The organism is Paenarthrobacter sp. NPDC089714 (genome assembly GCF_044748905.1).
Lineage (GTDB): Bacteria > Actinomycetota > Actinomycetes > Actinomycetales > Micrococcaceae > Arthrobacter.
Window position 1 is genome coordinate 17796 of the sequence record NZ_JBIVGX010000012.1, and the last position, 26433, is coordinate 44228.

Consider the following 26433-nt stretch of genomic DNA (forward strand, 5'->3'; position numbering starts at 1 on the left):
GACCTGGTCGCCGATAGGCTCGGCTCATGACTGAGCTGCCGTGCTTCCGTTCACTGGCCCTTAGCACAATCCCCGCGCCTGACTATGCGGACGTTTGCCTGGCCGCTCTTCCCGACGGCGCCGGCACGGATCCAACCGAGTGGGCGGAGCGGTTGTTTGCCCTCGAGTCCATGCCGCGCTGGGTTGCTGGAGCAATGCGATTAAGGCAGGCGCTGGTTCCGCTGATCGGCATTCCGAAGGCCCCCAAGGACACCTTCAAGGTGAGCGAACAGTCCGGCGAAGAAGCCCTGATCTACGTCCAGGACAAGCACCTGAACTTCGCGGCCGCAGTCGGTGTTGATCCGGTGCGCCGGCTGCTGAGGGTGACCACCGCCGTCGAGCTCAAGGGGTGGCGCGGAAAGCTGTACTTTGGCATCGTTCGGGCGGTACACCCGATCGTGGTGAATTCCATGCTGAAGAAGGCCACGCGCTCAGTACGCGCGCCGAGATAACAAAAGATGGCAATGTTCACGGGGAACATTGCCATCTTCTGCCAACTTGGCGCGGGTTAGTTCTGGTTGAGCTCCGCGGAGATTGCCATGGCGGCCTCCCGCAGCATGGGAACCGCGCGGTCGGCGAAGGTCTGGTCCACACGCGTGATCGGGCCGGAAACGGAGATCGCCGTGGGCGTGGGAGCGTTCGGCACGGCCATGGCGAAGCAGCGTACGCCGAGCTCCTGCTCTTCCTCGTCAATGGAGTAGCCGCGTTCACGGATGAGCTTCAGGTCGGCCAGGAGCGAGTCGATGTCCCCGATGCTCTTGGCCGTCGGGGTGGGCATGCCGGTGCGGGCCACGATGCCGCGGACCACCTCGTCGTCCAGCTGGGCCAGGATGGCCTTGCCCACGCCGGTATCGTGCGTGTGGGCGCGGCGGCCGACTTCGGTGAACATGCGCATGGAGTGCATGGAAGGGACCTGGGCCACATAGATGACCATGTCGGAATCGAGGACGGCCATGTTGGACGTTTCGCCGAGCCGCTCCACGAGGGTCTTCAGCTGCGGGCGGGCCACGGCACCAAGTTGCTTGCTGGCGGCCTCTCCCAAGCGAATGAGACGGGGGCCCAGCGCGTACCGGCGGTTGGGCAGCTGGCGGATGTAGCCGAGCGCCACCAGGGTCCTCAAAAGGCGGTGGATGGTGGGCAAGGGCAGGTCGGTTGACGACGACAGCTCGCTGAGCGTGACATCCCCGCCTGCATCCGTGATCAGTTCCAGCAGTTCAAAGACGCGCTCAACGGACTGCACGCCTCCGGAGGCTTTTTCAGCCATTCCCTTGTCTCCAATGACTCAGATTCCGACAACTCTTATCCGCATCGTGAAAAGAATTGCTTAGAACACCCAAGATACAGCACGCCGGACACCTTCGCGACGACACCGAACATGACCGGGCAAGGGGTTGTGTTTCCACTTTGTAGATAATAATATCCATAATACGAAAACATTCAGTTTGGAACGGCGGCCCGGGAACGGGCCTAACAGGAGGAATTTCAATGGCGAATCCGAGCCCCGGTAACTCGATCACCCTGCGCGTCTCCGCGCCGTCGAGCTTCACCGCGACCAGCGAACTGGCAGCCGCGGTAGGCGCAGCCGGTGCAGCAATCACCGCACTGGACGTCACGGAATCCCACCACGAGACCATCGTCGTGGACGTCACCTGCAACACCACCGACGATGACCACGCCGCTCGCGTGAAGGACGCCCTGAACGCCCTTGAAGGCGTCAAGGTCCAGCACGTCTCCGACCGCACCTTCCTGATGCACCTGGGCGGCAAGCTCGAGGTCGTCCCGAAAGTAGCCCTGCGCAACCGCGACGATCTGTCCCGCGCTTACACTCCCGGCGTCGCGCGTGTTTGCCTGGCGATCGCCGAAGACCCGGCCGCGGCCCGCAATCTGACGGTCAAGCGCAACACCATCGCCGTCCTCACGGACGGTTCCGCTGTCCTGGGCCTGGGCAACATCGGCCCCGCCGCAGCGCTTCCCGTCATGGAAGGCAAGGCCGCACTGTTCAAGCAGTTCGCCAACGTTGACGCCTGGCCGGTCTGCCTGGACACCCAGGACACCGAAGAGATCATCAAGATCGCCAAGGCCATGGCCCCCGTCTACGGCGGCATCAACCTCGAAGACATCGCGGCTCCCCGCTGCTTCGAGATCGAAAACCGCCTCCGCGAAGAACTCGACATCCCGGTGTTCCACGACGACCAGCACGGCACCGCGATCGTCACGCTCGCGGCCCTGGTCAACGCCCTCCGTGTGGTGGACAAGAAACTCTCCGAGGTCAAGATCGTGGTCTCCGGCGTCGGCGCTGCCGGCTCCGCCATCATCCAGCTCCTCAAGGCACAGGGCGCGCAGCACATCGTCGCCGCGGGTCGTTCCGGCGCCATCCACTCGGGTGAAAAGTACGACGACGAGCACCGCAGCTGGATCGCCGCGAACACCAACGAGGAAGGCTTCTCCGGCAGCCTCCACGACGCCCTCAAGGGAGCCGACGTGTTCATCGGCGTCAGCGCCCCGCACGTGATCGGCGAAGAGCAGGTTGCCTCCATGGCCGAGAACGCGATTGTGTTCGCCATGGCCAACCCGACTCCGGAAATCGACCCCGCCATCGCTTCCAAGCACGCAGCGGTTGTGGCTACCGGACGCAGCGACTTCCCCAACCAGATCAACAACGTTCTGGCCTTCCCGGGCTTCTTCCGCGGCCTGCTGGACGCCGGAGCCTCGGACATCACGCCGAACATGCTGGTGGCCGCGGCCGAGGCGATTGCCAACCGGGTAGCTGACGACGAGCTCAACGCGAGCTACATTATCCCCAGCGTCTTCGATCCCCACGTTGCCGGAGATGTGGCCGCCGCTGTTGCAGCTGCAGCCCACGCAAACGCAGCCAGCTAGCACCAGCGCACTATAGACAAAGGAATCCGCTCCCATGGCTATTACAGTCACTGATCCCCGGCCGATCGAACGCGCCGAGGAAATCCTCACCCCCAAAGCCTTGGCCTTTATCGAGGAACTGCACAAGCGCTTCGCCGGCACCCGCAACGAACTGCTCCAGGCCCGCAAGGCCAAGCGGGATACCGTGGCGAAAACCAGCCGCCTCGATTTCCTCCCGGAAACCCAGGAAATCCGCGACGGCGACTGGAAAGTCGCCGAAGCACCGGCAGCCCTGCAGGACCGCCGCGTTGAAATGACCGGCCCGGCCACTCCGGCCAAGATGGCCATCAACGCGCTGAACTCCGGCGCGAAGGTATGGCTCGCAGACCTCGAAGACGCCTCCACCCCCACATGGCCCAATGTCATCGACGCGATCCTCAACCTCCGCGACGCCGCCCAGGGAACCCTCGCCTACACCTCCCCCGAAGGCAAGGAATACCGCCTCCGCACGGACGCTCCCCTGGCCGTCGTCGTAGCCCGCCCCCGCGGCTGGCACATGGAGGAAAGCCACCTCCTGATCGACGGCGAACCCACCGTCGGCGGCCTGGTGGACTTCGGCCTGCACTTCTTCCACATCGCCAAGCAGCTGCTCCTGAACGGCCACGGCCCGTACTACTACCTGCCCAAGATGGAAAGCCACCTCGAGGCCCGCCTGTGGAACGACGTGTTCGTCTTCGCCCAGGACTACCTCGGCATCCCGCAGGGCAGCATCCGCGCCACGGTCCTGATCGAGACCATCCCCGCCGCGTTCGAGATGGACGAGATCCTCTACGAACTCCGCGACCACGCCTCCGGCCTGAACGCCGGACGCTGGGACTACCTCTTCAGCATCATCAAGTACTTCCGCGATGCCGGCGAAGAGTTCGTCCTCCCGGACCGTGCCACGGTTGCCATGACGGCGCCCTTCATGCGCGCCTACACCGAACTCCTGGTCAAGACCTGCCACAAGCGCGGCGCCTTCGCCATGGGTGGCATGGCCGCAGTGATCCCCAACCGCAAGCAGCCCGACGTCACCGCCGCAGCGTTCGACAAGGTCCGCGCCGACAAGACCCGCGAAGCAAACGACGGCTTCGACGGTTCCTGGGTCGCCCACCCGGACCTGGTCTCCACCTGCCGCGAAGTGTTCGACTCCGTGCTCGGGGACCGCCCGAACCAGATCGACAAGCAGCGCCCCGAGGTGAACGTCACCGCCGAGCAGCTCATCGACGTCGCCTCCGCCGGCGGCACCGTCACCGAAGCCGGACTGCGCCTGAACCTCTACGTCGCCGTCGCCTACACCGGCGTCTGGATCTCCGGCAGCGGTGCGGTTGCTATCCACAACCTCATGGAAGACGCCGCAACCGCGGAAATCTCCCGCTCCCAGGTCTGGCAGCAGCTGCGCAACAAGTCGATCCTCGCGGACACCGGCAACACGGTGACCCGCGAATTGGTCAGCCGCATCCTCGGCGAAGAAACCGAACGCCTTCGCATCGAATTCGGCGACGAGAACTTCACCAAGTACTACGAGCCGGCTTCCAAGCTGATCGAGGACATCTGCCTCTCCGACGACTACACGGACTTCCTCACCACGCCCGCGTATGAGCTGGTGGGCTGAGATGGGTTCACTTTCGTCTTCCGATCTGGCCCACATCGAGTCACAGCTCGCCGGCACGGACCAGTTGCTTGACCGCAACTACCCCGGCGACGACGGCTCACGCCAGCCGATCCACACCGTCTATGTCCCGGCCGACCGCTTCACTGCTTCCTTTGCGGCCGAGTGGGGAGCCCAGGCGCTCGCGACGGCGGAGGCGCACGGTGGTCTCGAGAAGCTCGGTCAGCTTTTGGGCCAGGAGCCCGATCTTGCTGCCGCTGTCGCGGCCCGGGTTGCTGCCAAATTGCAGTCCGAGCCCATCGAGGACCTCCGCCTGGACTTCGAAGACGGCTACGGCGACCGCGGCGATGAGGCAGAAGATGCCGACGTCGTTGCTGCCGCCACGGCCGTGTCTGCTGCGGTGGCTGCCGGAACGGCTCCGCCCTTCATCGGCATCCGCTTCAAGTGCTTTGAGGCCCCCACCCGGGCACGCGGTCTTCGCACCTTGGATTTGTTTGTGTCCACGCTCGCTGCTTCCGGGGAACTCCCGGCCGGGCTGATCCTTACCCTGCCGAAAGTCACCACGGTGGCGCAGGTGCAGGCCATGGATTACGCCGTCTCGCGGCTTGAAGAAGTTCACGGACTCCCGGCGGGACGGCTTCGCTTTGAGGTGCAGGTGGAAACCCCGCAGCTCATCCTCGGCGCCGACGGAACTTCCCCGGTGGCCCAGCTCCCCCACATGGTTCCCGGCCGGATCAGCGCCCTGCACTACGGGACGTACGACTACAGCGCATCATTGGGGATCTCCGCGGAGTACCAGTCCATGGAACACCCCGTGGCCGACTTCGCCAAGGAAGTCATGCAACTGGCTGTTGCAGGCACGGGCATCCGCCTTTCCGACGGTTCCACCAACATCATCCCCGTGGGTGACGCGGTGGAAGACGCGTGGAAGCTGCATGGCCGCCTGGTACGCCGCTCCCTGGAAAACGGCTACTACCAGGGCTGGGATCTCCACGCCGCCCAGCTCCCCAGCCGTTTCTCGGCGTCGTACGCTTTCTACCGCGAAGGCCTGCCGGCCGCGGCGCTGCGACTGCGCAACTACGTCGAACGCACCGAAGGCGGCGTCATGGACGAGCCCGCCACCGCGCGTGCCCTTGCAGGCTTCGTCCTCCGCGGCGTCCAATGCGGCGCAGTGGGGACCGACGAGGTCAAGGCGCTTGCCGGCGTCGAACTTTCCCAGCTGACCGCACTGGCGCACCCGCGGCTCGCACAACCAACTTCGCACTGATTAGGAGCACCGTATGGGCAACTACTACTACCCGCAGGGCGGGCTGCCGCCGCAGACCCACCTGACCACCGAACGGGCCATCGTCACCGAGGCCTACACCGTGATCCCCAAGGGCGTCCTCACGGACATCGTCACGAGCAACCTGCCGGGCTTCACCAACACGCGTTCTTGGATCATCGCGCGTCCGATTTCCGGCTTCGCCACCACGTTCTCGCAGCTGATCGTGGAGATCGCTCCGGGCGGCGGCGCTCCGAAGGCCGAGTTCGAGTCCGGCGTTGAAGGCGTGGTCTTCGTGACCAAGGGCAAGCTGAACCTGACCCTCGACGGCGAACTGCACCACCTCGAAGAGGGCGGCTACGCCTACCTCGCGGCCGGTGCCGAGTGGGGCGTGGAGAACGTCTCCGACGACATCGTGTCCTACCACTGGATCCGCAAGGCCTACGAGCGGCTCGAGGGCTACGAGGCCAAGTCCTTCGTCACCAACGAGAAGGACATTGAGCCCACGTCCATGCCGGACACCGACGACGTCTGGAAGACCACGCGGTTCACGGATTCCAGCGACCTGGCCCACGACATGCAGGTCAACATCGTCACTTTCCAGCCCGGCGGCGTGATCCCCTTCCCTGAGACCCACGTCATGGAACACGGCCTGTACGTCCTTGAAGGCAAGGCCATGTACCTCCTCAACAACGACTGGGTTGAGGTTGAGGCCGGCGACTTCATGTGGCTGCGCGCGTTCTGCCCGCAGGCCTGCTACGCGGGTGGGCCGGGCGAGTTCCGGTACCTGCTGTACAAGGACATGAACCGCCAGGTGAAACTGACTTAGTCTGCGCCGAAGTCGCCGGAACGCTGCCCTTTCGCAGGGAACGTTCCGGCGATTTCGTCGTTTTCGGGCGGTTTCGGCGCAGCTCAGCTCAGCGGCGGCGTCGTCCAAGGGTGAAGCCGGACCAGAACGTCAGGGAAAGCAGGCCCAGCACAGCGATGAGCAGGCCGATCTGCGTTCCTTGGCTGACGAATGCCCCGCCGGATGGTTGAAAGACCGTATCGCTGAGGGGCGCGTAGGCGAACCAACCAATGGGTTCGTCTTTCCCGTTCCACGCCACGATCAGCCCGGCTATCACGGCGATCAGCGCCAGCAAAGGCACGACGACGGCACGGACTTTGCGTGCAGGCTGCGGTGAGTTGTGTTCCCCACGTGAGTTGTTGTCCCCCATGCGTGCAAGCCTAGCCCGCCCCGTTCCGCGCTGGAGCGCCGAAATCGCCGGAACACTGCCCCTTCGCAGGGAACCTTCCGGCGATTTCGTCGTTTTCCAGCGACTGCGGAGGCACGGGCCAACGGGACGGACGGAGGCGCGGGTCAAACGTTTACTTCGGGCCGCCGGCGATCCGGTACGACTCTTGGAGCAGCTCGGCGAGTTCACCGACGTCGATCTTGGTGAGGTGCACGAGGACGAGGTTCGGGGAACGGTCATGGTGGGGAGTCCAGAAGAACTTGTCCGGTCCCATGGCTGCCAGGGCTTCGCGTTCGTCGGTCTTGACCGTGACCACGCCGTCCTCCCAGATCCGGGCCATGAGGGTCTTGGCGAACCACGCGGGTTGCCCCCAACTGGGTCGCTCGGTAACCCCTGGCAGGCCAAGGCAGATCTTCCGGACGTCCTCTTCGGTGGCCATGGTTCACTGTGGCACCCACTTAGCGCCCAAACAAGGGACTACGCTGGGCACATGTTGACCATCGGCAGTACAGTCCTGGGCGTCAACGACCTCGCCCGTGCAACGGAGTTCTGGCAGGCGGCCCTGGGCTACGTACCCCGCGAGCCCGGCGATGACACGTGGGTGATCCTGGTGCCGGCCTCCGGTCCAGGCGCGCAGCTCGCCCTGATGTTCAGCGAAACCCCTGTCCAGGAACACCCCCGGATCCACCTGGACCTATACGCGGATGACCAGGCGGCCGAGATTGAACGGCTTGTCTCCCTTGGCGCCGGGCACGTCGACTGGGACCTGTACCCTGAAGACCCCGACTTCGTGGTTCTGGAAGATCCCGACGGCAACCGCTTCTGCGTCATCGACCGGGCGCCGCGGTAGCACCGCCGTCGGGCACTTCGGGGTCGCGGGAGAGGTGCGAAAACCGATGCAAATTTCCGTGCGACAGGACCGGTTTCCAGCGAAGTCGCGTCCCACACGGCGCCGCAGGGAATCGGTAGAGTGCTCCCATGGATGAGAAAGCAACGTTGCTGAACTACCTCCGCACACGCCGGGCCGACCTGCTCGGCAAAGTGGAAGGCCTGAGCGAATACGACGCCCGCCGGCCCATGACTCCCACCGGGACCAACCTGCTGGGCTTGGTGAAGCACGTGGCCAGCGTGGAGTTGGGGTACTTCGGAGAGACCTTCGGGCGGCCCGACGGGAGGGAACTCCCGTGGTACGAGGCCACAGCCGAGCCCGACGCCGATATGTGGGTTCCGGCCGACGAAAGCATGCTGAGCATTATCGAGTTGCACCACTTCTCCGCCCAGCACAGCGACGAAACCATTGAGTCCCTCCCCTTGGATGCACCCGGTGTGGTGCCGTGGTGGTCCGAGGAAAAGAAGAACGTGACCCTGCACCAGATCCTGGTGCACATGTGTGTGGAGACCGCCCGGCACGCAGGCCACGCCGACATCATCCGGGAACTCATCGACGGCCAGGCCGGCCAGCGACCGAACGATCCGAACATCCCGCCGCGGAACTCCGAAGAGCTCGCTGCCCACCGCTACCGGATCGAGGAGGCCGCGCTGCAGGCCGACCGCAGGCGCTGACAACAGCGCCGGGACCAGCCTCAGGACACTGCCGGCAAACCCTTCACAGCCAAGGGGCACCCTTCACAGCCCACGCATAAGCCCAGCAAACCTCCGGCGTAGCCTGCCTCCGTAAAAAGGAGGCATGACTCCTCCACAGACCGAACACCGAAAGGGCAGCCGGACCCGGCGCCCCGTCGTCTCCGCTGTCCTGGCGGTCACTCTCTCTGCGGGAGGCGCGGCTGCATGGGCCCTGGACCGCTTCGTCATCCCACACGCCCAAATCACCAACGTCTCCGCTTATGAGGCCAGCCAGGCCGGGACAACCACCACCTCGGACACAACCAACGAATCAGCCGTTGTCACCGACAACAGTTACACCCAAGGCGACACAGGCGTCACCATCTCCACTGTGACCACCGGCAGCGGCGACAGCACCGTGACCTACTACGTTGCCGACGTCGTCCTCAGCGACGCCACCACACTGAAGTCGGCCTTCGCGCAGGACACTTTCGGCGAGAACATCACCGAGAACACCTCGGACATAGCCGCCGACAACAACGCGATCTTCGCCATCAACGGCGACTACTACGGCTTCCGGGACACGGGCATCGTGATCCGGAACGGTGTGGTGTACCGGGACGAGGGCGCACGGCAGGGCCTGGCGTTCTACAAGGACGGCACCGTGAAGGTGTACGACGAGACCACCACCACGGCCGAACAACTCGTGGCCGACGGTGTGTGGAACACGCTCTCCTTCGGCCCGTCGTTGCTGGACAACGGCGAGATCGCCTCGGGCATCGAGGATGTGGAGGTGGACACCAACTTCGGCAACCACTCCATCCAGGGCGAGCAACCACGCACGGCTGTGGGTGTGATCGACGAGAACCATTTGGTGTTCGTGGTGGTGGACGGCCGAAGCCCGGGCTATTCCGCCGGCGTCACCATGACGGGCCTGGCCCAGATCATGAAGGACCTCGGCGCCACCACCGCGTACAACATCGACGGCGGCGGCTCCTCCACCATGTACTTCAACGGATCCCTGGTGAACAACCCGCTCGGTGAGAACAAAGAGCGCGGCACCTCGGACATCCTCTACATCGCCCAGTAGCCATGATCATCCTGATACCGGCGTACCAGCCGGACCAGCAGCTCATTTCCTTGGTCAGCAACCTTCGGGACGCGGATCCGTGGATCACCATCGTGGTGGTTGACGACGGTTCCGGCCCCGCCTTCCAGGACGTGTTCGACGGCGTCACCCGGCTTGGGTGCCACGTCCTCAGTTATGCGGCAAACGGCGGAAAGGGCCACGCCCTCAAGAGCGGCTTCGCATTCATCGCGGACAGGTTCCCCGGCCATGACGTGGTCTGCGCGGACAGCGACGGCCAGCACGGAGTGGCCGACATCCTGGCTGTAGCGGACAGGGTGCGGAGCGTGACGGCCTCGATGGTGCTGGGCTGCCGCTCCTTCAGCGGCGATGTTCCGGCGCGGAGCAAGTTTGGCAATACGGTGACGCGGTGGCTGTTCAAGCTCGCAACGGGCCAAGGGATTCCCGATACCCAGACCGGGTTGAGGGGGTACCGCGCGGACATGATCCCTTGGCTGTTGACGGTCCGTGGGCAACGCTACGAGTACGAACTCAACTTGCTCCTCGAGGCCAAGCAGGCCGGCTACGGCATTGATACCGTGGAGATCGCCACGGTGTACCTGGACCACAACTCAGGCTCGCATTTCCGCCCCGTAGCGGACTCGGTCAGGATCTATGCACCTTTGCTGAAGTTCCTGGGCTCGTCGTTCTCTGCCTTCCTGGTGGACACCATCGTCTTCCTGATGCTGACGGCGCTCTCAGATTCCCTCCTGCTGGCTGTGGTTGGTGCCAGGGCCGTCAGCGCGGGCGTGAATTTCCTGGTGAACCGCAATCTGGTGTTTGAACACGGCAAGGAGAAATCCCTGCGTTCGGCGATCTCCGGCTACGTGGCCTTGGTGCTCGTCCTGCTCACAGCCAACTACGCCATCATGTGGTCGCTGACGTCACTGGCCGTACCCGACCTGCCCGCGAAGCTCGCCACGGAGCTGGCCCTCCTCGGTGTGAGCTATGCCGTCCAGCAGCGCTTCCTGTTCGCCGGCAGGGTCCGTGCTTCGCAGCGGGCCTCTTCGGGGGAAGATCCGGCGGAGGTGCTTACGGAGGCCGGGTATGGGCAGACGGGACCTACGCGTGGACGCCCCAGGGCCGACGTCGAAAGTCATATCCCAGCCTTGGCCCCGGCACAGTTTCAGCACAGCAGCACCGGGAATCGTGGAAACCAGCCCACCAACAGATTCCGGAGAATCCGATGAACACCATCATCCTCATGGCAGCAGACCTTATTGCCATCACCATCCTCACCTTGGCCCTCTACCTGCGCCGGCACCGGCGGCGTGACCTGGTGGTTTCCTACCTCGGCATGAACGTGGGAGTCCTGGCAGTCGCCACGGCCCTCTCCGGATCCGCGGCCGGCGTTGGACTGGGGCTGGGACTCTTCGGTGTCCTCTCGATCATCCGGCTCAGGTCCACGGAACTGGCCCAGCACGAGGTGGCCTACTACTTCTCGGCGCTGGCCTTGGGTTTGATCGCCGGTATCGGAGTGGAGCCACTGTGGCTGACGTTGTCCCTCATGGGCCTGGTGCTGCTGGTGATGTTCATCGGCGACAACCCGGCCGTCCTTCCCGCGTACCGCCACCAAACCGTGGTCCTGGACCGGGCCATCAACAATGAAACTGAACTCAATGCCCGGCTGGAGGAAGTCCTCAACGGCACGGTTCACTCGGCCACCATCCAGGAGCTGGACCTGGTCAATGACAAGACGATCGTGGATGTGCGCTACGCAGTCCGGGCACGGCGCTCCGTCCAGGCGAGCGCGCAGCTCGGCTTCGACCGGCCCGCGGGTGCACTGGCCCCGGCACCGCAGGAGCTTCCGGGCTCCGTGTTCCCGGGCTCTGCAGCACAGGCAGCCCAACAGGCGGCGCAGCCCCACCAGCAGGCGGCGCAGCAAGCCTGGCACTCCCAGCAGCAAACACCGCCGGCCCACCAGCAAGAGGCACAGCCCCACCAGCAAACCGCGCAGCAAGCGGAGCAAGCCGAGCGCCACACCTCGGCAGGTGTCGCATGAGCCGCCCCGACGCAGCCCCCGTCATTCCGCACCTCAGCCAGCTTCCCGCCGTCGGGCTTGAAGAACTGACAACCGAAGCCGCGCTGCTGACCCGGGTGGACCGCAAGTACCTGGTCCCCTCGGCGAGCGCCCGCCGGATCTTCGCCGGCTTCACCACCGAGGCACGAGTGCTGGAGATGGACGGCAGCCGGACGTTCGCCTACGACTCCGTCTACTTCGACACCCCGGAACTGGACAGTTACATGATGGCGGCTCATGGCAGGCGCCGGCGGTTCAAGGTCCGTACCCGAACATACGTGGACAGCGCCGTGAGCTTCCTGGAAGTCAAGACCGAAGGAGCCCGCGAAGCCACCGTTAAGGAACGGATTCCCTACGAACCCTGCGACCGTGACCGGCTCACCGACGAAGGCCTGGCCTATGTGAACGAAACCCTGGCCGCGGCGATCGGGGACGTGGAGTTCGGCCCCATGGAGCCCGTGCTGTCCACCGCCTACCACCGCACCACGCTGTACCTGCCGGACTCGGGCAGCCGCGCGACGATCGATACCGATGTCACGTGGCAGCGTCCCGACGGCCAACCGTGGGTGCTGGACAACGCCGTGGTGGTGGAGACGAAGTCCGGCTCAGCCCCCGGGCCGCTGGACAGGCATTTGTGGGCACATGGTGTCCGCCCCTGCCGGATCTCCAAGTTCGCCACGGGCATGGCAGCCCTCCATCCCGAGCTGCCGGCCAACCGCTGGAACCAGACCCTACGACGCCGCCTGCCCCTGCGGCCCGCCAACTGACCTCTACCCCTCCCACCCTTAGGAACACACCATGCGCTCCCTCCGTACCTATCTTTCCGTTGCCGCCGTCGCCCTTGCTGTTTCGCTGGCCGGCTGCTCGTCCGCCACGACGACAGGCACCACTACCTCCACGGCCACCACTTCAACCCAGCAAGTCGTCACCGCCGCCACCATCGAGGAGGACACTCATTTCGACAGCGACGACCTCACGTGGGACACCGCCTCCGAGGTGGCAGTCACCCTGTCCGACGGCGGCAGCAAAGTGACGTCGTCAAACACCAGCGGGGTGGCAGTGGACGGCACCACGGTGACCATCAGCGCCGCCGGGACCTACCGCCTGAGCGGCTCGCTGACGGACGGAAAGATCGTGGTGGCCGCCGGTGACTCGGATACGGTGCGGATTATTCTCGACGGCGTAGAGCTGGGTAACTCCACCGGCTCGCCTTTCGTGGTCCAGAGCGCCGATGAGGCCATTGTGTATCTGCAGGACGGCACCACCAACACGCTCACGGACGCTTCCACGTACGCCGACCAAGGTGACGACGCACCCAATGCCGCCCTCTATTCCATGGCCGACCTGACCATTGCCGGCCCCGGCTCGCTCAGCGTCAACGGAAAGTACAAGGACGGCATCGTCTCCAAGGACGGATTGGTCCTGGCCTCGGGGAACGTCACCGTGGACGCCGCCGACGACGGTATCCGCGGCAAGGACTACACGGCCCTGCTGGATGGCACCTACACCGTGACGGCGGGCGACGATGGCGTGAAATCGGACAACGACACGGACGAAGGCCGCGGCTGGCTGCTGGTGAGCGGTGGATCGTTGACCGTCAATGCCGGCGACGACGGCGTCAAGGCGTACAACACACTCACTGTTTCCGGTGGGACTGTCACGGTGGCCACATCCGAGGAGGGCCTGGAAGCCCAACACATTGTGGTCTCCGGCGGCGACACCACCATCACGTCCAACGACGACGGCGTGAACGCAGCGGGCGGTTCGTCCTCCACTTCCGCTGATACGGGCATGGGCGGACCGGGCGGCGGCTCTCAGGAGGCCGGCGACTACACCGTGGACGTCTCCGGTGGAACCTTGACCATCAACTCCGAGGGCGACGGCCTGGACTCCAACGGCAGCGCCACCATCTCCGGCGGAACCATCGTGGTGAACGGTCCCACGAATGACGGCAACGGCGCGCTGGACGTGAACGGAGACCTCACCGTCACTGGTGGAACGGTTGCCGCGGCCGGCAGCGCGGGCATGGCCGTGACCCCGGTAACCACGTCCACCCAGTCCGGCGTGCAGCTGACGTTCAACTCCTCCGTTGCGGCCGGGACCCCGATCCACCTTGTGGATTCCTCCGGCAAGGTGGTGGCAACGTTCGTGACCACCAAGACCATCGCGTCCCTGGTCTACTCCTCCTCCGCCATCAGTGACGGCCAGACGTACACGGTGTACACGGGAGGCAGTGCTGACGCCAAGGCCGGGCTGACCACAGGTTCCATCGACGGCGCCGAGTCCATGGGGACCGTTACCGCCGGGCAGTACACCCAGGCTCAGGGCCCTGGAGGCCGGCGGTAAGTCTCAGGGAGATACGTCCCCGGGCGCACGAAGAACAGCGCCCGACGGCGGTACGCACCTGCCGCCGTCGGGCCCCACAAACTTGATGGGAAATTGAGCCAAACGGACCTGTTCCTTGATGTTGCGGCGTGACTCTGGTTTCAGGCGAAGCACCCATACCTGGGGGTTTCGGCAACGAATAACCAGCAGGACACAACGACGTGGGGGAAGAAATGGAACAGGCAGAAGCTCCAACGGATGTGAGGGCCGTGAAAGGCATCATCCAGGACCAGCATCCCGTGGATTTCCACGCACTGGGTGTGGCGGGATGCATCGACCGGCTGGCCGAACCACTCCGGCGCTCGGGCGTTGAGGTCCACTGGGACATCCCCCACCACGGCATCGAGATCTCTTCGGCCTCCGCAGGACTGCTCTACCACGTGGCCCAGGAGACTTTCAGCAACACCCTCAACTACGCCGATGCCAGCCAACTCACCATCCGGCTCAACGCGGTGTACCACGGCATCCAACTCACGGTCTCGGACGACGGTACTGGCTTCGAGATCCACGCGGCCCCCAGCGGACGGCGTCACGGCTTTGGCCTCCTGCTCATGTCCCTTGCAGTTCACGACGCCGGCGGGACAGTCGACATCGCATCGGAACTTGGGCGCGGCACCAGTGTGAGCGTGACGCTGCCGCTGGATTGAGTCCTTATTGGGACCTTGTTTGGCCACCCCAACCATGGATCGATGGCCGGACCGGACGTATTCTGTAGCTACTTTTCAGCCAGGAATCCGGACGGAACGGCAGGAAAATGGCACGGAACAAGGGTCAACGCATCGGTTTGGGCAGGTTCCTGTTCAGGCTCTTTGGGTTCTTCTTCATCAGCTTCCTCTGTGGCGTGTTGATCTCCGGGCTGGTGGTCCCGGTGGTTGCGTTCACCAGCACCACGGTGGGTGGGTCCATCGGTTTCTACGAGAGCTTGCCCAGCCAACTCGACGTCAACTCCCCGTCCCTGTCCAGCACCGTGGTGGCCTCCGACGGGACGCCCATCGCCACCTTCTACGCCGAGAACCGCGTCAAGGTTCCACTGGACCAGATGTCGCCGTTCATCCGGCAGGCAATCGTTGCCATTGAGGACAACCGCTTCTACCAGCACGCTGGCGTGGACGCGCAGGGCATCATGCGCGCGCTGACCTCCAATCTCACCAAAGGCACCCGGCAAGGGGCCTCCACGCTGACCCAGCAGTACGTCACCAACGTCCTCAACGAATCCCGGCTCTCGCAAGGCAGACCGGAGGACGTGGTGCTCAGCGGCCAGAAGACCATGGGAGACAAACTCCGCGAAATCAAGCTGGCATTGGAATTGGAGAAGCGGTTCAGCAAGGACCAGATCCTCGAGGGCTACCTCAACATCGTGTTCTTCAACCGCAACGCCTACGGGATCGAAGCTGCCTCACGATACTTCTTCAGCGTTTCCGCGAAAGATCTCAACCTGCCGCAAGCGGCCATGCTGGCGGGCCTGGTCAACGGACCCAGCATCTACGACCCCACGGTTGACCCCAACGCAGCCATTGCACGGCGCAACATCGTCCTGGACCGGATGCTGGAACAGCACGTGATCAACCAGGCGGACCACGACGCGGCCGTGGCAACGCCGGTGGAACTCAAGATCACCCCCTCTCTGCAGGGTTGCGCCGGGGCCGTGATCGCCACCTACTTCTGTGACTACGTATCCCACCTGATCCTGAACAACGACGCCTACGGCGCCACCATGGCAGACCGCGAGCGCCTCCTCTACCGCGGCGGGCTCGTCATCAAGACCACCCTGGACAGCCGCTTGCAGGCCGCGGCCCAGGCCCAAGTGGATGCCTCCGCCGGGGACAACCCGGACAAGTGGGGGGCGGCCATGACCACTGTGGAGCCGGGGACCGGGCGAATCCTGGCCATGGCCCAGAACACGGTGTTCGTTCCAGAGCCGGGCAAGTACGATACCCAGCTGAACTTCAACGTGGACGCCAAGGACGAGAACGGCTACGACCTCAACGGTGCGGGCGGCTTCCAGCCAGGTTCCACCATGAAGCCCTTCATCTATGCAGAGTGGCTCAATGAGGGCAAAAACCCCACGGCCGTTGTGGATGCCTCACGCAGGGTGTACCCCGTGGGCTTTCCGTGGCGTGACAGTTGCGGCCGCGTCCTTGGCGGTTACAGTTCAGCGCAGAAGGCCCAGAACCTCGGCGCCGACGATGACCTGCAGAACAACGACGCCGGCTACTACCGTCCCATGCCCATCAACTACGGGCTCTACAACTCCATCAACACGGCCACCTTCGCCACGGCTGCCCAGCTGGACTTCTGCGGCATCCAACGCATGGTGGACACCGTGGGCCTGCACAGCGGCCTCGACAACGCCCCCGTGAACATGCACCAGATCGGCAACCTGTTGGGCTCCATCGGGGTTGCGCCCGTGGTGTTGGCTTCCGCCTACGCCACCTTCGCCAATGACGGCACCTACTGCAAGCCCATCGCCATCTCCGACATCACCGATTCCCAAGGCCGCAAGTACGACGCCCAAAAAACCGAATGCCGCGATGCCGTGAAGCCGGCCGTGGCGCGGGGCGTCACCTCCGTGTTGCAGGACGTGTTGAAGATGGGATCGGGCGTCTACATCAACCCGAAGGTGCAGAGCCAGGTGCCGGTAGCGGCCAAGACAGGAACGTCCAACAACAACGGCGCCACCTGGGTTGCCGGGTACACCACACGTTTGGCCACGGCTTCGTTCTTTGGTGACACCTCGGCGGGCCAGCAGCGCGCGGGGCAGGGCGTCACCATCAACGGGAAGTTCTACAAGTCCTTGGACGGCTACATGATCGCCGGGCCGCAGTGGGCCAATTACATGATGGAGGCCACGGCGCTCTACCCCAGCGGCGCCTTCAATGCCCCGGCTCCCCCGCCGGCGCCCGCGCCCATCACCACGGCACCCGCCGTACCCCGGTTGACGGGGCGGTAAGCTCACCCGGGCGTAGCGACAGCCGCTGCGATCGACAGGCGGGTTAACCCACGACGGCGACCTGCCGCCGTCGTGGGTTGGTTAGCGGGCGTAGCGTTCCGTGAAGTTCCTCAAGACCCGCATGGGTTCGGTGATCGAGGTCTGCCGGGCGGTCTCGATGAGCTCCTCGGCCTGGTGTGGCGGGAAGTAGCCTGCGTCCTTGTAGATGGTGATCCGGGTGACCAGGCCCTCGACGTCGAGTTCGGGGTGGAACTGGGTGGCGTAGAGGTTGCTCTTGATGCGGAACATGTGCACAGGGCAGGCGGCGGAACTCGCCAGGAGGACGGCGTGGCCGGGGAGTTTGCTGCAGGCCTCCTTGTGCCCCACGAAGGCTTCGAAGGTGTGCGGCAACCCGGCGAGCAGCGGATCACGTTCACCTTCGGCGGTCAGTTTGATCTCAGCAGGTCCCACAGGTTCACCAAATCGTCGGTCGATGGTGGCGCCCTGATGTACACCCAGCGTGCCGACCCCGTAGCAGGCGCCCAGGAAGGGGAAGTCCTGCTCAACAATGCGGTCCAGGAGCTCGGAAAGTTCGGCTTCGACCCGTAGTTGGGCCGGGCTCTTCTCCTCCACAGGATCGCTGGAGGTGTAGGGGCTTCCTCCCACGATCACGCCGGAGTAGTGGCCCAAGTTAAGGGCAGGCATTGGCCCTGCTTCCAGCCTCACACGGACCAATTCAGATTCTTCGAGGCCGCAATAACGCAGATAGGCCAGGTACTCGTCGTCGGCTGCGGCGTCTTCGGCCCGGGTCGCCAGCAAAAGGAAGGGCTTCACAGCCCCAGTCTGCGGGAGGACGCCGCGACATTCCAAGTAAATGGGTCGGTCTGGCAGACACTCCCTGCGCGGGAACAAATTGCGTAGCGTTGGAATTGTTCACGCTAACGCCTCGAATACGTGATTCATCCCCAAGGAGCATCTTTGACGCAGGACCCCGCCGTGGTCACATCCCAGCACAACAAGTCACCGAACGAGGTGACGCCCCAGAATCCAGCACCCAGCCAACGCCCCACCAAGATCCCGTGGGGCGGTTTGTTGGTGCTTGCGGCCGCCGGGTTCACGGCGGTGACCACGGAACTCCTGCCTTCGGGGCTCCTGCCGCAGATCAGTCGCGACCTTGGAGTGGATGAATCGGCGGTGGGTTCGCTGACCGCTGCCTACGCAGCGATCATTGTGTTTACTGCGCTGCCCTTATCGCGCCTTCTGGGCGGCAGGGTTCCCCGCAAGACCCTGCTCATCGGCACCGTCTTGGTCTTTGCCCTCAGCAACATCCTGTTGGCACTGAGTCCGACGCTGGCTGTAGCGGTAGTTGCCCGTTTGCTCGGCGGCATCGCCCACGGCATGCTGTGGTCCAGCATGGCTCCCTACGTTGCGCGGATCGTCCCGGCGCATTCCGTGGGCAAGTCCATGGCCGTGGTGTTCAGTGGCACCAGCATCGCCTTGGCCGTCGGCGCCCCGATCGGCACCCTGATGGGGACGCTCATGACGTGGCGGGCCTCCTTCATTGTCCTTGCCGGAGTGGGCGTGCTGCTGGCATTCCTTGCGTTCTGGCTGCTGCCTGCCGCGCATGACCCCGGAAACCACAAAGCCCCCTCCATCCGTGCTGCCCTCAAGCTGCCCGGCGTCATCGCAGTTGCCACGGCCTGGCCGCTGTTGTTGCTCGCTCATTTCACGTTGTTCACCTATGTGGCCCCCTTCCTCCTGGCATCGGGACTGCCCGAGGCACTCACCGGAGTCTCACTGTCCGTGGTGGGCGTCTCCGGGTTGCTGGGCATCTGGATCGCCGGCCTGACCGCAGATTCCCACCCACGGCGTTCGGTGATTGCCGCCGTCGGGCTTCTCTTGCTGGCGTTCGCGCTGCTGCCCGTACTGGGCACCTCGACCGCTGGCATGTTCGCCCTCATGGTCCTCTGGGGTGTGTCCTTCGGCGCCATGGGTATCTACAACCAGGCGGCGATCCTCCGCGCGGGCGGCGAACACAAAGACGCGGCCAATGGGCTCACTGTGGTGACCATCCAGGTGGGCATCGCGGTGGGTGCAGGATACGGAGCCCTGGCCCTCACCCTGCTCGGTGCGCAGTTGGTGCCGCTGGCGGCCGCGCTGCCCACCGCCGTCGCGCTGGTGATCATCATGGCGAGCCGCCGCGGCGGATACCCGGCCGGGGGCCGCGAGAAGCGCCGTTAACATCACCGAAACATGCCAGTCACGCGATCTTCACGAAGGCCGGATTTCTGTAACTTTCCTGCAACTTAGCTCTTCTGAGTCGGAAACATAGCTCACCGAATATTGAACCCGGGGGTAGCGAGGGCCGACATTTCCAGGCCCGTCACGGACAGGCTTGATCAGAAGGGAAACGCAGGTGGAGATCTCTGCGCAAAACGTCTGGCTGATGTTGTCATCGGCAATGGTGCTTTTCATGACCCCGGGCCTCGGCCTCTTCTACGGTGGCATGACCCGCGCCAAGGCGGCCCTGAACATGATCATGATGAGCTTCATCTCCGCCGGCATCGTCGGTGTGGTGTGGGTCCTGTGGGGCTACTCGATGACCACCGGCGACGGCATCCTGGGCCTCTTCGGCAACCCCTTCGCACACTTCGGCCTCCAGGACCTGGTGGGCACCCCGGATCTCATCAAGGCGGGCTTCGCCGCGACGTTCGCGATCATCACCGTGGCGCTCATCAGCGGGGCCATCGCCGATCGTGCCAAGTTCGGCGCCTGGGCCGTGTTCGTCCCGATCTGGGTCACAGTGGTCTACTGCCCCCTGGCCTACATGATCTGGGGCGGTGGCCTCATGAGTGCTGGCGGCGCCCTCACCGACATCTTCGGCCAGGTCATCGACTTTGCCGGTGGCGCAGTGGTTGAAGTCAGCTCGGGAACCGCAGCTTTTGTCCTCGCATTGATCGTGGGAAAGCGTCACGGATTCGCGAAGGACCCCAACCACCGCCCGCACAACGTCCCGTTCATCATGATCGGCGCAGCCATCCTGTGGTTTGGCTGGTTCGGTTTCAACGGCGGAGCCGCGACCACCGCCGAGCAGGCCGGCCTCATCTGGATCAACACCTTGGTGACTCCCGCCGCGGCCATGCTCAGCTGGCTCGTCGTGGAGAAGATCCGCCACGGTCACCCCACGTCCCTGGGTGCAGCCTCCGGCGTCGTGGCCGGCTTGGTCGCCATCACCCCGTCCTGTGCCAACATCAGCCCGCTTGCCGCGCTGTGCCTTGGCCTCGTGGCCGGTGCCGCCTGCTGCGTTTTTGTAGACCTGAAGTACAAGTTCGGCTTCGACGACTCCCTCGATGTGGTGGGGGTGCACTTCGGCGCCGGCGTCATCGGCACCTTGTCGCTCGGCTTCATCGCACTCCCGCAGGACGGCGTCGGCGGCGGCCTCCTCTACGGCGGCGGCCCCCAGCAGTTGATCGCGCAGATCGTCGCAGTGCTGGTCACCATCCTGCTCTCCGGCTTGGGCACCTTGGTGATCGGCCGGGCCATCCACAAGACCATCGGCTTCCGCGTCACCCACGAGCACGAGGTCACCGGCGTGGACCTCACCCAGCACGCAGAGTCCGCCTACGAATTCGGGCTCACACCCCACGGGCACTTCCGGCAGCAGCAGGCGCACCTGTCCTCGCTGATCAAGCGCAAGCCTGAGCCGGCTGGTCCCGCCGCTGAGCCTGCCTCGGGTTCGGCCAAGGAAGACAGCTTCGCCTAGTCTCCCCCACGGAACAGCGGACGACGGCGGTACGCGAGTGCCGCCGTCGTCCGCTGTTGCGCCGTCCCCACCCAAGTAGGTCGCAGTTGTGCGCGTTTAGACCGCTGAAAACGCGCACTAGTGCGACCTAGTTGGGCCCGTTCCAGAGGCGCTGCCACCAACTGCGTTTCGACGGCGGTTCGGGTCCGGTTTCGGGCGGGGCGGCTGCGGCACGCCGGTCACGCCAACGCTGTACTTCCAACTCCACGTCCCGAAGCTTGGTGATCACCGGCGGGCCGCCCTGCAACTGGCGCCGGGCTTCGATCACCCGTTTGTTGAAGTCCTCGAGCGTTTCGCGGACCTGCTTCTCCATGAGGAACTGGTCCAGCTTTGACTCCAGTTCAGCGTCCTCGAGGCGCAGCAGAATGGCCGGCGGTCCCAGGCCACTGATCTGCTCGCGCTGGATGAGTCCTTTGACCCACCAGTCGGGGTCGTAGCCTTTGCCGAGTCCGGGGATGGGTTTGCCGGCATATTTGAGGTTGTCGAACTTACCCTGGGCCATGGCTTCGCGGACCAGATAGTCGGCGCGGGCGGCCTCGTTGACCTTGCGCCGTTTCTCGCGGAGGGCGTCGTCGGCGTCGAGCTCTGCGCGTTCCTGGGCGTTGCCTCCGGTGGATCGCCCGGCGCGGAGTTCGGCGGCGCGTTCCAGACGTCGTTTGCTGCCTTCATGGTCCACGGGCCCACCGCCTCTCACGAATCGTCCTGCAGCCGGAGTCGTGGTCTCTTATCCAGTATTCCCCACAGGTGCGGACTCCAAACAGCCGTGCCGCCACCACCTACTTTGGGACCGGAACGCCCCGAGCTGCCGCGTGGGACGGCGTGTCGGGGCGCTCCTGAGGTGAAAGTGGGTGGTGGCGGCACACGGTTCACCACGAAATCAGCGAACGGCCATGCTCGGATCCAGTTGCTCAATCCCCTCGGGTGTCACCAGGACAACCCGGGCCGTGCAGATGTCGTAGAACAACCCCGTGGCTTCGAGTTGTCCGGCAGCCAAGGCCGGGCCGGTGACGGGGTGTTGCTCGAGCTTCCCCAACTGCACGGCGACGTTGACCATGCTGAGCTGGTCGAGGCGGCTGAACCCGGCGGCCTCGGCTGCCAACGCCACAGGGTGGTTGTCCACCAACGCCCGGTAGCTGGGCCGCGCGTGTTCCAGCCAGGCATCGAACCCGGAGCCAAGGGCGGGGGCCGACCCCGAGGCATCAGCCAGCACCGCCTTCATGGCCCCGCAGTTGGAGTGCCCGCACACCACGATCGAGTCCACTGACAAGGCCTTCACGGCAAAGGTCAGCGTGGAATCAATGGAGGCATCGTGGTCATCGCTGCAGACCACGTTGCCGATGTTTCGCAACGTCAGCAGGTCACCTGGGCCGCTGCTGGTGATCAGGTTCGGGTTCACACGCGAATCCACGCACGCAACAAAGAGGGTGTCCGGGTTCTGTCCATCGGTGAGGTCCTGGACGAGGGGCCGGACCTTGTCTGCGTGGCGGCGGTGGTACTTGTCGATGCCCAGGAGGATTGACCGCAGCGGCGGGTGCCGGTCGCCGTCGTCGTCCGCCGTGCCAGCCGCCACGGAAGGCTCCCACGACGCCCGCGGCGGCAAGGGGAACTCCCGCAGGTCCTGGCGCTGGGGCGTGTTGTCCGCAGCATCAGTGAAGGTGGTACTGCCGTGCTCCTCGATGCTGACGGAAGCTCCCGTGCTGCGGTGCTGGGCCCGCCAGGCAAGCAAGGTCTCACGGAAGGCGTGGTCGAGGTAGTCGGCGTTGAGCTCCACCACGACGTCGGCGCCCTCGGGCACCGAACCCAGAACCCGGCTCAACCGGGGCAAAGCGAAGAAGCTGCAGGACCCGGCGATCGTCACACGCCACGGCGTCGCCGGCGCGGCCGGGGCATGGGCGTGGATCTGTGTTCGCAGTACCCGCCACAGCACGCACAGCGCCGCGAGTGCCAGGCCAATGATCACGCCTTCCAGCAGGTTCAGTACCACCACGCACACGAGCGTCACGGCGTAGACCAGGAGATCACCGGTGCGGAGGCTCGTCTTGATGTCGGCAATCTTGACCAGCTTGGCGCCGATCACCAACAAGAGCCCGGCCAGCACGGACAAGGGGATCAGCTGGATCATGCCGGCGAACAACGCCGAGAACACGAGCACCCACACGCCATGCAGGATCGCCGAGGAACGGCTCCTGGCGCCTGCCTCGACGTTCGTGGCGCTGCGGACAATCACGCCGGTTACCGGAAGGCCGCCCAAAAGACCGGACACCACGTTGGCCGAACCCTGGCCAACCAATTCGCGGTTGAGGTTGGTCCGTGCGCCGGTGTGCATTTTGTCCACGGCGACGGCGGACAACAGCGACTCGATGCTCGCAATCAGGGCCACGGTAATGACCGCCATGACGGCCCCGCGCCAGTTGCCTTCGGGGAGACTTGGCAACGCAACGGCATCAAAAATGGAACCGGTGAAACTGATCCGCTCCACGCCGGGCGCCACCGCAACGGACACGGCGGTCACGGCCACGACGGCGGCCAGCGGTCCAGGCACCTTGCGCACCGCGGCCGGGAGGTACTTCCAGCCAAGCAAAATGACGACCACTGCCAGGCCCAGGAGCGCGGAGTGCAGTTCGACGGCGGTAATCGCGGCGGGCAGCCCCGCCAGGTTTTCGACGGCGGACCCTGCGGCCTGGCCGCCGAGCAGCACGTGGATCTGCTGGAGGATGATGGTGATCCCAATGCCCGCGAGCATTGCCTTGACCACCACTGGCGACACTGCCAGCGCGGCCCGCCCAACGCGGCTCAGGCCCAGGAGCAACTGCACGACGCCGGAAGCCGCCGTGATCGCGCAGGTCACCTGCCAGCCGAACTCGGCAACCAGACCGGCGACGACGACGGTCAGGCCGGCCGCGGGGCCACTCACCTGAAGGACGGAGCCGCCGAGCGTTCCGGCGACGATGCCACCGACGGCGGCTGCGATGAGGCCCGCCATGATGGGGGCACCTGATGCGGCAGCGATTCCCAGGGACAGTGGGAGTGCTACGAGGAAGACAACCAGGGACGCCGGAAAATCGGCGCCGAGGTTGCTGAGGAAGCTGGGTTTGGCGGCGGGTTTGGCGCCGGGCGGGCTGTGGGCGTCGTTTGCTGTCTTGGATGCCTGCGGCATGGGAATCTCCTTGGCTCGGAAAGTGGACCCCTTCAGCGTAGGAAAGTTGTCATGCTGAGTGACAAGCTGATGTGACAGATTTGACAAAAGTTGTGAATGGGCGGCTTCACATGGCGACAAAGGGGAACCGGAAGCGACAGGAACGCGTTGGGGCACCCTCAGCACGCGAAACATTGGGGCGCAGATCACACCCAAACCCGTCAGGGCTGTAAGATGCGCTGGTTGAAGCGATAGTCGCGCATTTAATATTGGGGGTCGAGTCGTTGGCTGCTCTAGGTTTTTCCACGCTGTTATCCCGCACCACGGCGGGAAGGTTCACGGCCGGACTATGCGCCTTAGCCGTGACCGCGGTTCTCATAGCGACCACACCCACCTTGACCGCCCATGCCGATACTGAAGTCACGACAGTGCGCGTCGGTATCAACCCGGGGGATGCTGCAGTCAACCAGGTCACGAACAAGATCTACGTCCCCAACGAAGACGGCACCGTGACTGTAATTGATGGAGCCACTAATCAGGCCCAGACCATTAGAGTCGGGGGCTGGCCAGGAACTGTTGCAGTCAATTCGAAAACGAACAAGATCTATGTCGGGCACCAGGGCGGCGACGTGCTCTCCGTCATAGACGGAGCAACCAATGCCGTAACCTCCGTAGCCATAGGCTCCAGCAGTTGGGGCGTGGCAGTCAGTGAAACAACCAATAAGATCCTTGTCCCCTCAGACGGGGCCATGAACGTCATTGACGGCAAGACCAACGCCATAAAGGTCATACCTCATGTTATTAAAGGCACCGGTTATCGATACAAAATAGTCGTGAACAAGGTGACCAACAAAGCATACTTTGGTGGTGAAGGTTTCTTCGCTGAGTTTGATCTTCTGACCAACTCAGTAACCCCTATCGAACGGGGAATTTACATAGACGACTTGGCCCTGAACACCAAGACGAACAAGATCTATGTAGCTGGCCAATACATACCATCGGGAAGCCGGACTTTGGTGGTTGATGGGGCTACTCGCGCCGTCCATGGTATCGATACGGGGCGCGCACCAGCGGTTCTTGGCATCAATGAGCAAACCAACACCATTTTTTCCTTAAACCCAAACACAAATTCTCTAATTCTCATAGATGGCCTCTCCGAGTCGCAGAGAATTTTCCCGGTAGATGATTCCGCCAGGGACATTGCAGTTAATGCGATGACGAACAAAGTGTATGTTTCATCACCGCAGGGACTTAGCGTCCTCAACGTTGTGACGTCAACTCTAGGGCGCGTGCGAACCAGTTCGAACGTTTTCCATGAGATCACCATCAATGAGAAGACCAACAGAATTTACGCCAACGATGGATATACCACTACCGTCATCGACGGAACGGACGTAGCCCCGAAGTTTATCCTCGGCACGCCGCCGAACGGACGAGTCGGATCTTCATACGCTTACGGTTTTAGTACCTCGGGGTCGCTCACGCCCGCGGTGCGCCTCAAATCAGGATCAATTCCACCAGGACTGTCGCTCAATGGTGACTACCTCAGCGGGATACCGACGGTGCCAGGGACATATAGTTTCAGCTTGGCCGCCACGAACGGTATCGCGCCCGACGCGGCGACGCCCACGATTACGATTACGATCAAGCCCCGGGACATCCGCAGCGACTACAACGCCGACGGAAAGACGGACATCCTCGCCCGCGACGCCGGCGGACTCCTCTGGCTCTACCCGGGCAACGGCAACGGCGGCTGGCTACCGCGCTTACAGGTTGGGCAGGGCTGGAACGTCATGCGTGAAATGGCGGCTCCCGGAGATTTCACCGGCGACGGTTTCGATGATCTCCTGGCCCGCGACAGTACAGACACGCTATGGCTCTATCCAGGTGACGGGCATAGCGGCTGGCTTCCACGCAGAGCTGTCGGCTGGGGCTGGGGTGCCATCAACACGATGTTCCCAGTTGGCGACTTCGATATCGACGGAAACGCAGACATCGTCGGTCGTAGGCACGACGGCTCACTCATCCTCTACCGCGGCAACGGAGGAGGCGGCTGGTCTGGACAGATCGAACTGGACAAGGGTTACGGGACGCTGAACTTCCTCGGCGGCGTGGGCGACATCAACGACGACGGCAACGAAGACATCATCGGCAGGGACGGCAACGGAACGCTGTACAACTACGCGAGTCGTGGTGGACGCGTTACTTACAGCACTGCGGTCGGCTGGGGCTGGAACGTCATGACAGCAATAGCAACGCCCGGCGACTTCAACGGCGACGGCAACGTTGACCTCCTGGCCCGCGATGCCGCCGGAACACTGTGGCTGTACCCGGGCAACGGAAAGAGCGGCTGGCTGCCCCGAGTTCAGGTCGGTTCAGGCTGGAATGTCATGAACGCGATCATTTAACCCACGCTGAACATCA

At 64.1% G+C, this 26433-nt stretch carries 22 protein-coding genes and 1 pseudogene; 17 read left to right on the forward strand and 6 right to left on the reverse strand.

The window, feature by feature from the left end:
• The first annotated feature begins 26 nt into the window (after window positions 1-26).
• Window positions 27-491, forward strand: coding sequence for a DUF2867 domain-containing protein (locus tag ACIPY3_RS17900; protein WP_400336320.1), 465 nt, complete (start codon window positions 27-29; stop codon window positions 489-491).
• A gap of 56 nt (window positions 492-547) precedes the next feature.
• Here ACIPY3_RS17900 and ACIPY3_RS17905 read toward each other — a convergent pair whose 3' ends face one another.
• Window positions 548-1303 carry an IclR family transcriptional regulator gene (locus ACIPY3_RS17905; RefSeq protein WP_400336322.1) on the reverse strand — a complete coding sequence of 252 codons (756 nt, stop codon included), beginning with the start codon at window positions 1301-1303 and terminating at the stop codon, window positions 548-550.
• Between the two features lie 221 nt (window positions 1304-1524).
• On the opposite strand from ACIPY3_RS17905, the gene ACIPY3_RS17910 reads away from it, so the two are divergent.
• From ACIPY3_RS17910 to ACIPY3_RS17925, 4 genes are read left to right on the forward strand one after another with little or no spacing between them, the layout of a single operon-like run.
• On the forward strand, window positions 1525-2919 hold the full coding sequence (locus ACIPY3_RS17910) for an NAD-dependent malic enzyme (protein WP_400336324.1): 1395 nt from the start codon (window positions 1525-1527) through the stop codon (window positions 2917-2919).
• Between the two features lie 34 nt (window positions 2920-2953).
• Window positions 2954-4552 (forward strand): malate synthase A, encoded by a 1599-nt coding sequence (aceB, locus tag ACIPY3_RS17915; RefSeq protein WP_400336326.1) that lies wholly within the window; start codon window positions 2954-2956, stop codon window positions 4550-4552.
• A 1-nt stretch (window position 4553) separates the two neighbouring features.
• Window positions 4554-5816 (forward strand): DUF6986 family protein, encoded by a 1263-nt coding sequence (locus ACIPY3_RS17920; protein WP_400336328.1) that lies wholly within the window; start codon window positions 4554-4556, stop codon window positions 5814-5816.
• 13 nt (window positions 5817-5829) lie between these two features.
• On the forward strand, window positions 5830-6642 hold the full coding sequence (locus ACIPY3_RS17925; protein ID WP_400336330.1) for a bifunctional allantoicase/(S)-ureidoglycine aminohydrolase: 813 nt from the start codon (window positions 5830-5832) through the stop codon (window positions 6640-6642).
• Between the two features lie 88 nt (window positions 6643-6730).
• Here the strand turns inward: ACIPY3_RS17925 and ACIPY3_RS17930 are convergent, their stop codons facing one another.
• Together ACIPY3_RS17930 and ACIPY3_RS17935 are read right to left on the reverse strand one after the other, a co-directional pair.
• On the reverse strand, window positions 6731-7030 hold the full coding sequence (locus ACIPY3_RS17930) for a hypothetical protein (protein ID WP_400336332.1): 300 nt from the start codon (window positions 7028-7030) through the stop codon (window positions 6731-6733).
• 151 nt (window positions 7031-7181) lie between these two features.
• On the reverse strand, window positions 7182-7487 hold the full coding sequence (locus ACIPY3_RS17935; protein WP_400336333.1) for an MmcQ/YjbR family DNA-binding protein: 306 nt from the start codon (window positions 7485-7487) through the stop codon (window positions 7182-7184).
• 51 nt (window positions 7488-7538) lie between these two features.
• Here ACIPY3_RS17935 and ACIPY3_RS17940 point away from each other — a divergent pair, with 51 nt between their 5' ends.
• The 9 genes and pseudogenes from ACIPY3_RS17940 to ACIPY3_RS17980 all read left to right on the forward strand — a co-directional run bounded on the left by ACIPY3_RS17940 (window position 7539) and on the right by ACIPY3_RS17980 (window position 17092).
• The gene (locus ACIPY3_RS17940; protein ID WP_397323355.1) at window positions 7539-7898 is read left to right on the forward strand and encodes a VOC family protein; all 360 of its coding nucleotides are present in this window, start codon (window positions 7539-7541) and stop codon (window positions 7896-7898) included.
• A gap of 128 nt (window positions 7899-8026) precedes the next feature.
• The gene (locus ACIPY3_RS17945) at window positions 8027-8611 is read left to right on the forward strand and encodes a DinB family protein (protein ID WP_400336335.1); all 585 of its coding nucleotides are present in this window, start codon (window positions 8027-8029) and stop codon (window positions 8609-8611) included.
• Window positions 8612-8735: 124 nt separating this feature from the next.
• Window positions 8736-9701: a phosphodiester glycosidase family protein gene (locus ACIPY3_RS17950; RefSeq protein WP_400336336.1), complete on the forward strand. Its 966-nt coding sequence runs from the start codon at window positions 8736-8738 to the stop codon at window positions 9699-9701.
• 2 nt (window positions 9702-9703) lie between these two features.
• The gene (locus ACIPY3_RS17955; protein ID WP_400336338.1) at window positions 9704-10927 is read left to right on the forward strand and encodes a GtrA family protein; all 1224 of its coding nucleotides are present in this window, start codon (window positions 9704-9706) and stop codon (window positions 10925-10927) included.
• Window positions 10924-11562 (forward strand): annotated as a pseudogene (locus tag ACIPY3_RS17960) (DUF4956 domain-containing protein); the annotation flags it as partial. The gene ACIPY3_RS17955 and the pseudogene ACIPY3_RS17960, both read left to right, overlap by 4 nt.
• Before the next feature lie 173 nt (window positions 11563-11735).
• Window positions 11736-12524, forward strand: coding sequence for a polyphosphate polymerase domain-containing protein (locus ACIPY3_RS17965; RefSeq protein WP_400336340.1), 789 nt, complete (start codon window positions 11736-11738; stop codon window positions 12522-12524).
• Window positions 12525-12555: 31 nt separating this feature from the next.
• Window positions 12556-14103: a carbohydrate-binding domain-containing protein gene (locus ACIPY3_RS17970; RefSeq protein ID WP_400336342.1), complete on the forward strand. Its 1548-nt coding sequence runs from the start codon at window positions 12556-12558 to the stop codon at window positions 14101-14103.
• 212 nt (window positions 14104-14315) lie between these two features.
• The gene (locus tag ACIPY3_RS17975) at window positions 14316-14789 is read left to right on the forward strand and encodes a sensor histidine kinase (protein ID WP_400336344.1); all 474 of its coding nucleotides are present in this window, start codon (window positions 14316-14318) and stop codon (window positions 14787-14789) included.
• A 107-nt stretch (window positions 14790-14896) separates the two neighbouring features.
• On the forward strand, window positions 14897-17092 hold the full coding sequence (locus tag ACIPY3_RS17980) for a transglycosylase domain-containing protein (protein WP_400336346.1): 2196 nt from the start codon (window positions 14897-14899) through the stop codon (window positions 17090-17092).
• Window positions 17093-17173: 81 nt separating this feature from the next.
• On the opposite strand, the gene ACIPY3_RS17985 is transcribed toward ACIPY3_RS17980, so the two are convergent.
• Complete coding sequence (locus ACIPY3_RS17985) at window positions 17174-17905, reverse strand: glutamine amidotransferase (RefSeq protein WP_400336348.1); 732 nt, start codon at window positions 17903-17905, stop codon at window positions 17174-17176.
• A gap of 144 nt (window positions 17906-18049) precedes the next feature.
• On the opposite strand from ACIPY3_RS17985, the gene ACIPY3_RS17990 reads away from it, so the two are divergent.
• Together ACIPY3_RS17990 and ACIPY3_RS17995 are read left to right on the forward strand one after the other, a co-directional pair.
• On the forward strand, window positions 18050-19312 hold the full coding sequence (locus ACIPY3_RS17990) for an MFS transporter (protein ID WP_400336350.1): 1263 nt from the start codon (window positions 18050-18052) through the stop codon (window positions 19310-19312).
• Window positions 19313-19487: 175 nt separating this feature from the next.
• Window positions 19488-20834: an ammonium transporter gene (locus ACIPY3_RS17995; protein ID WP_400336352.1), complete on the forward strand. Its 1347-nt coding sequence runs from the start codon at window positions 19488-19490 to the stop codon at window positions 20832-20834.
• 127 nt (window positions 20835-20961) lie between these two features.
• On the opposite strand, the gene ACIPY3_RS18000 is transcribed toward ACIPY3_RS17995, so the two are convergent.
• Window positions 20962-21567 carry a DUF1992 domain-containing protein gene (locus ACIPY3_RS18000; RefSeq protein ID WP_400336353.1) on the reverse strand — a complete coding sequence of 202 codons (606 nt, stop codon included), beginning with the start codon at window positions 21565-21567 and terminating at the stop codon, window positions 20962-20964.
• Window positions 21568-21750: 183 nt separating this feature from the next.
• Window positions 21751-24030 carry a SulP family inorganic anion transporter gene (locus ACIPY3_RS18005; RefSeq protein WP_400336354.1) on the reverse strand — a complete coding sequence of 760 codons (2280 nt, stop codon included), beginning with the start codon at window positions 24028-24030 and terminating at the stop codon, window positions 21751-21753.
• Window positions 24031-24371: 341 nt separating this feature from the next.
• On the opposite strand from ACIPY3_RS18005, the gene ACIPY3_RS18010 reads away from it, so the two are divergent.
• The gene (locus ACIPY3_RS18010) at window positions 24372-26417 is read left to right on the forward strand and encodes an FG-GAP-like repeat-containing protein (protein WP_400336355.1); all 2046 of its coding nucleotides are present in this window, start codon (window positions 24372-24374) and stop codon (window positions 26415-26417) included.
• The last annotated feature ends 16 nt before the right edge of the window (window positions 26418-26433 follow it).

What these genes read in the sequence shown, in the direction of transcription:
- ACIPY3_RS17940 (WP_397323355.1), top strand. Translation starts at nt 7,539, where the DNA reads ATGTTGACCATCGGCAGTACAGTCCTGGGCGTCAACGACCTCGCCCGT.
- ACIPY3_RS17955 (WP_400336338.1), top strand. Translation starts at nt 9,704, where the DNA reads ATGATCATCCTGATACCGGCGTACCAGCCGGACCAGCAGCTCATTTCC.
- ACIPY3_RS17970 (WP_400336342.1), top strand. Translation starts at nt 12,556, where the DNA reads ATGCGCTCCCTCCGTACCTATCTTTCCGTTGCCGCCGTCGCCCTTGCT.
- ACIPY3_RS18005 (WP_400336354.1), bottom strand. Translation starts at nt 24,030, where the DNA reads ATGCCGCAGGCATCCAAGACAGCAAACGACGCCCACAGCCCGCCCGGC.
- ACIPY3_RS17920 (WP_400336328.1), top strand. Translation starts at nt 4,554, where the DNA reads ATGGGTTCACTTTCGTCTTCCGATCTGGCCCACATCGAGTCACAGCTC.
- ACIPY3_RS17950 (WP_400336336.1), top strand. Translation starts at nt 8,736, where the DNA reads ATGACTCCTCCACAGACCGAACACCGAAAGGGCAGCCGGACCCGGCGC.
- ACIPY3_RS17925 (WP_400336330.1), top strand. Translation starts at nt 5,830, where the DNA reads ATGGGCAACTACTACTACCCGCAGGGCGGGCTGCCGCCGCAGACCCAC.
- ACIPY3_RS17905 (WP_400336322.1), bottom strand. Translation starts at nt 1,303, where the DNA reads ATGGCTGAAAAAGCCTCCGGAGGCGTGCAGTCCGTTGAGCGCGTCTTT.
- ACIPY3_RS17965 (WP_400336340.1), top strand. Translation starts at nt 11,736, where the DNA reads ATGAGCCGCCCCGACGCAGCCCCCGTCATTCCGCACCTCAGCCAGCTT.
- ACIPY3_RS17975 (WP_400336344.1), top strand. Translation starts at nt 14,316, where the DNA reads ATGGAACAGGCAGAAGCTCCAACGGATGTGAGGGCCGTGAAAGGCATC.
- aceB (WP_400336326.1), top strand. Translation starts at nt 2,954, where the DNA reads ATGGCTATTACAGTCACTGATCCCCGGCCGATCGAACGCGCCGAGGAA.
- ACIPY3_RS17945 (WP_400336335.1), top strand. Translation starts at nt 8,027, where the DNA reads ATGGATGAGAAAGCAACGTTGCTGAACTACCTCCGCACACGCCGGGCC.
- ACIPY3_RS17930 (WP_400336332.1), bottom strand. Translation starts at nt 7,030, where the DNA reads ATGGGGGACAACAACTCACGTGGGGAACACAACTCACCGCAGCCTGCA.
- ACIPY3_RS17900 (WP_400336320.1), top strand. Translation starts at nt 27, where the DNA reads ATGACTGAGCTGCCGTGCTTCCGTTCACTGGCCCTTAGCACAATCCCC.
- ACIPY3_RS17910 (WP_400336324.1), top strand. Translation starts at nt 1,525, where the DNA reads ATGGCGAATCCGAGCCCCGGTAACTCGATCACCCTGCGCGTCTCCGCG.
- ACIPY3_RS17935 (WP_400336333.1), bottom strand. Translation starts at nt 7,487, where the DNA reads ATGGCCACCGAAGAGGACGTCCGGAAGATCTGCCTTGGCCTGCCAGGG.
- ACIPY3_RS17980 (WP_400336346.1), top strand. Translation starts at nt 14,897, where the DNA reads ATGGCACGGAACAAGGGTCAACGCATCGGTTTGGGCAGGTTCCTGTTC.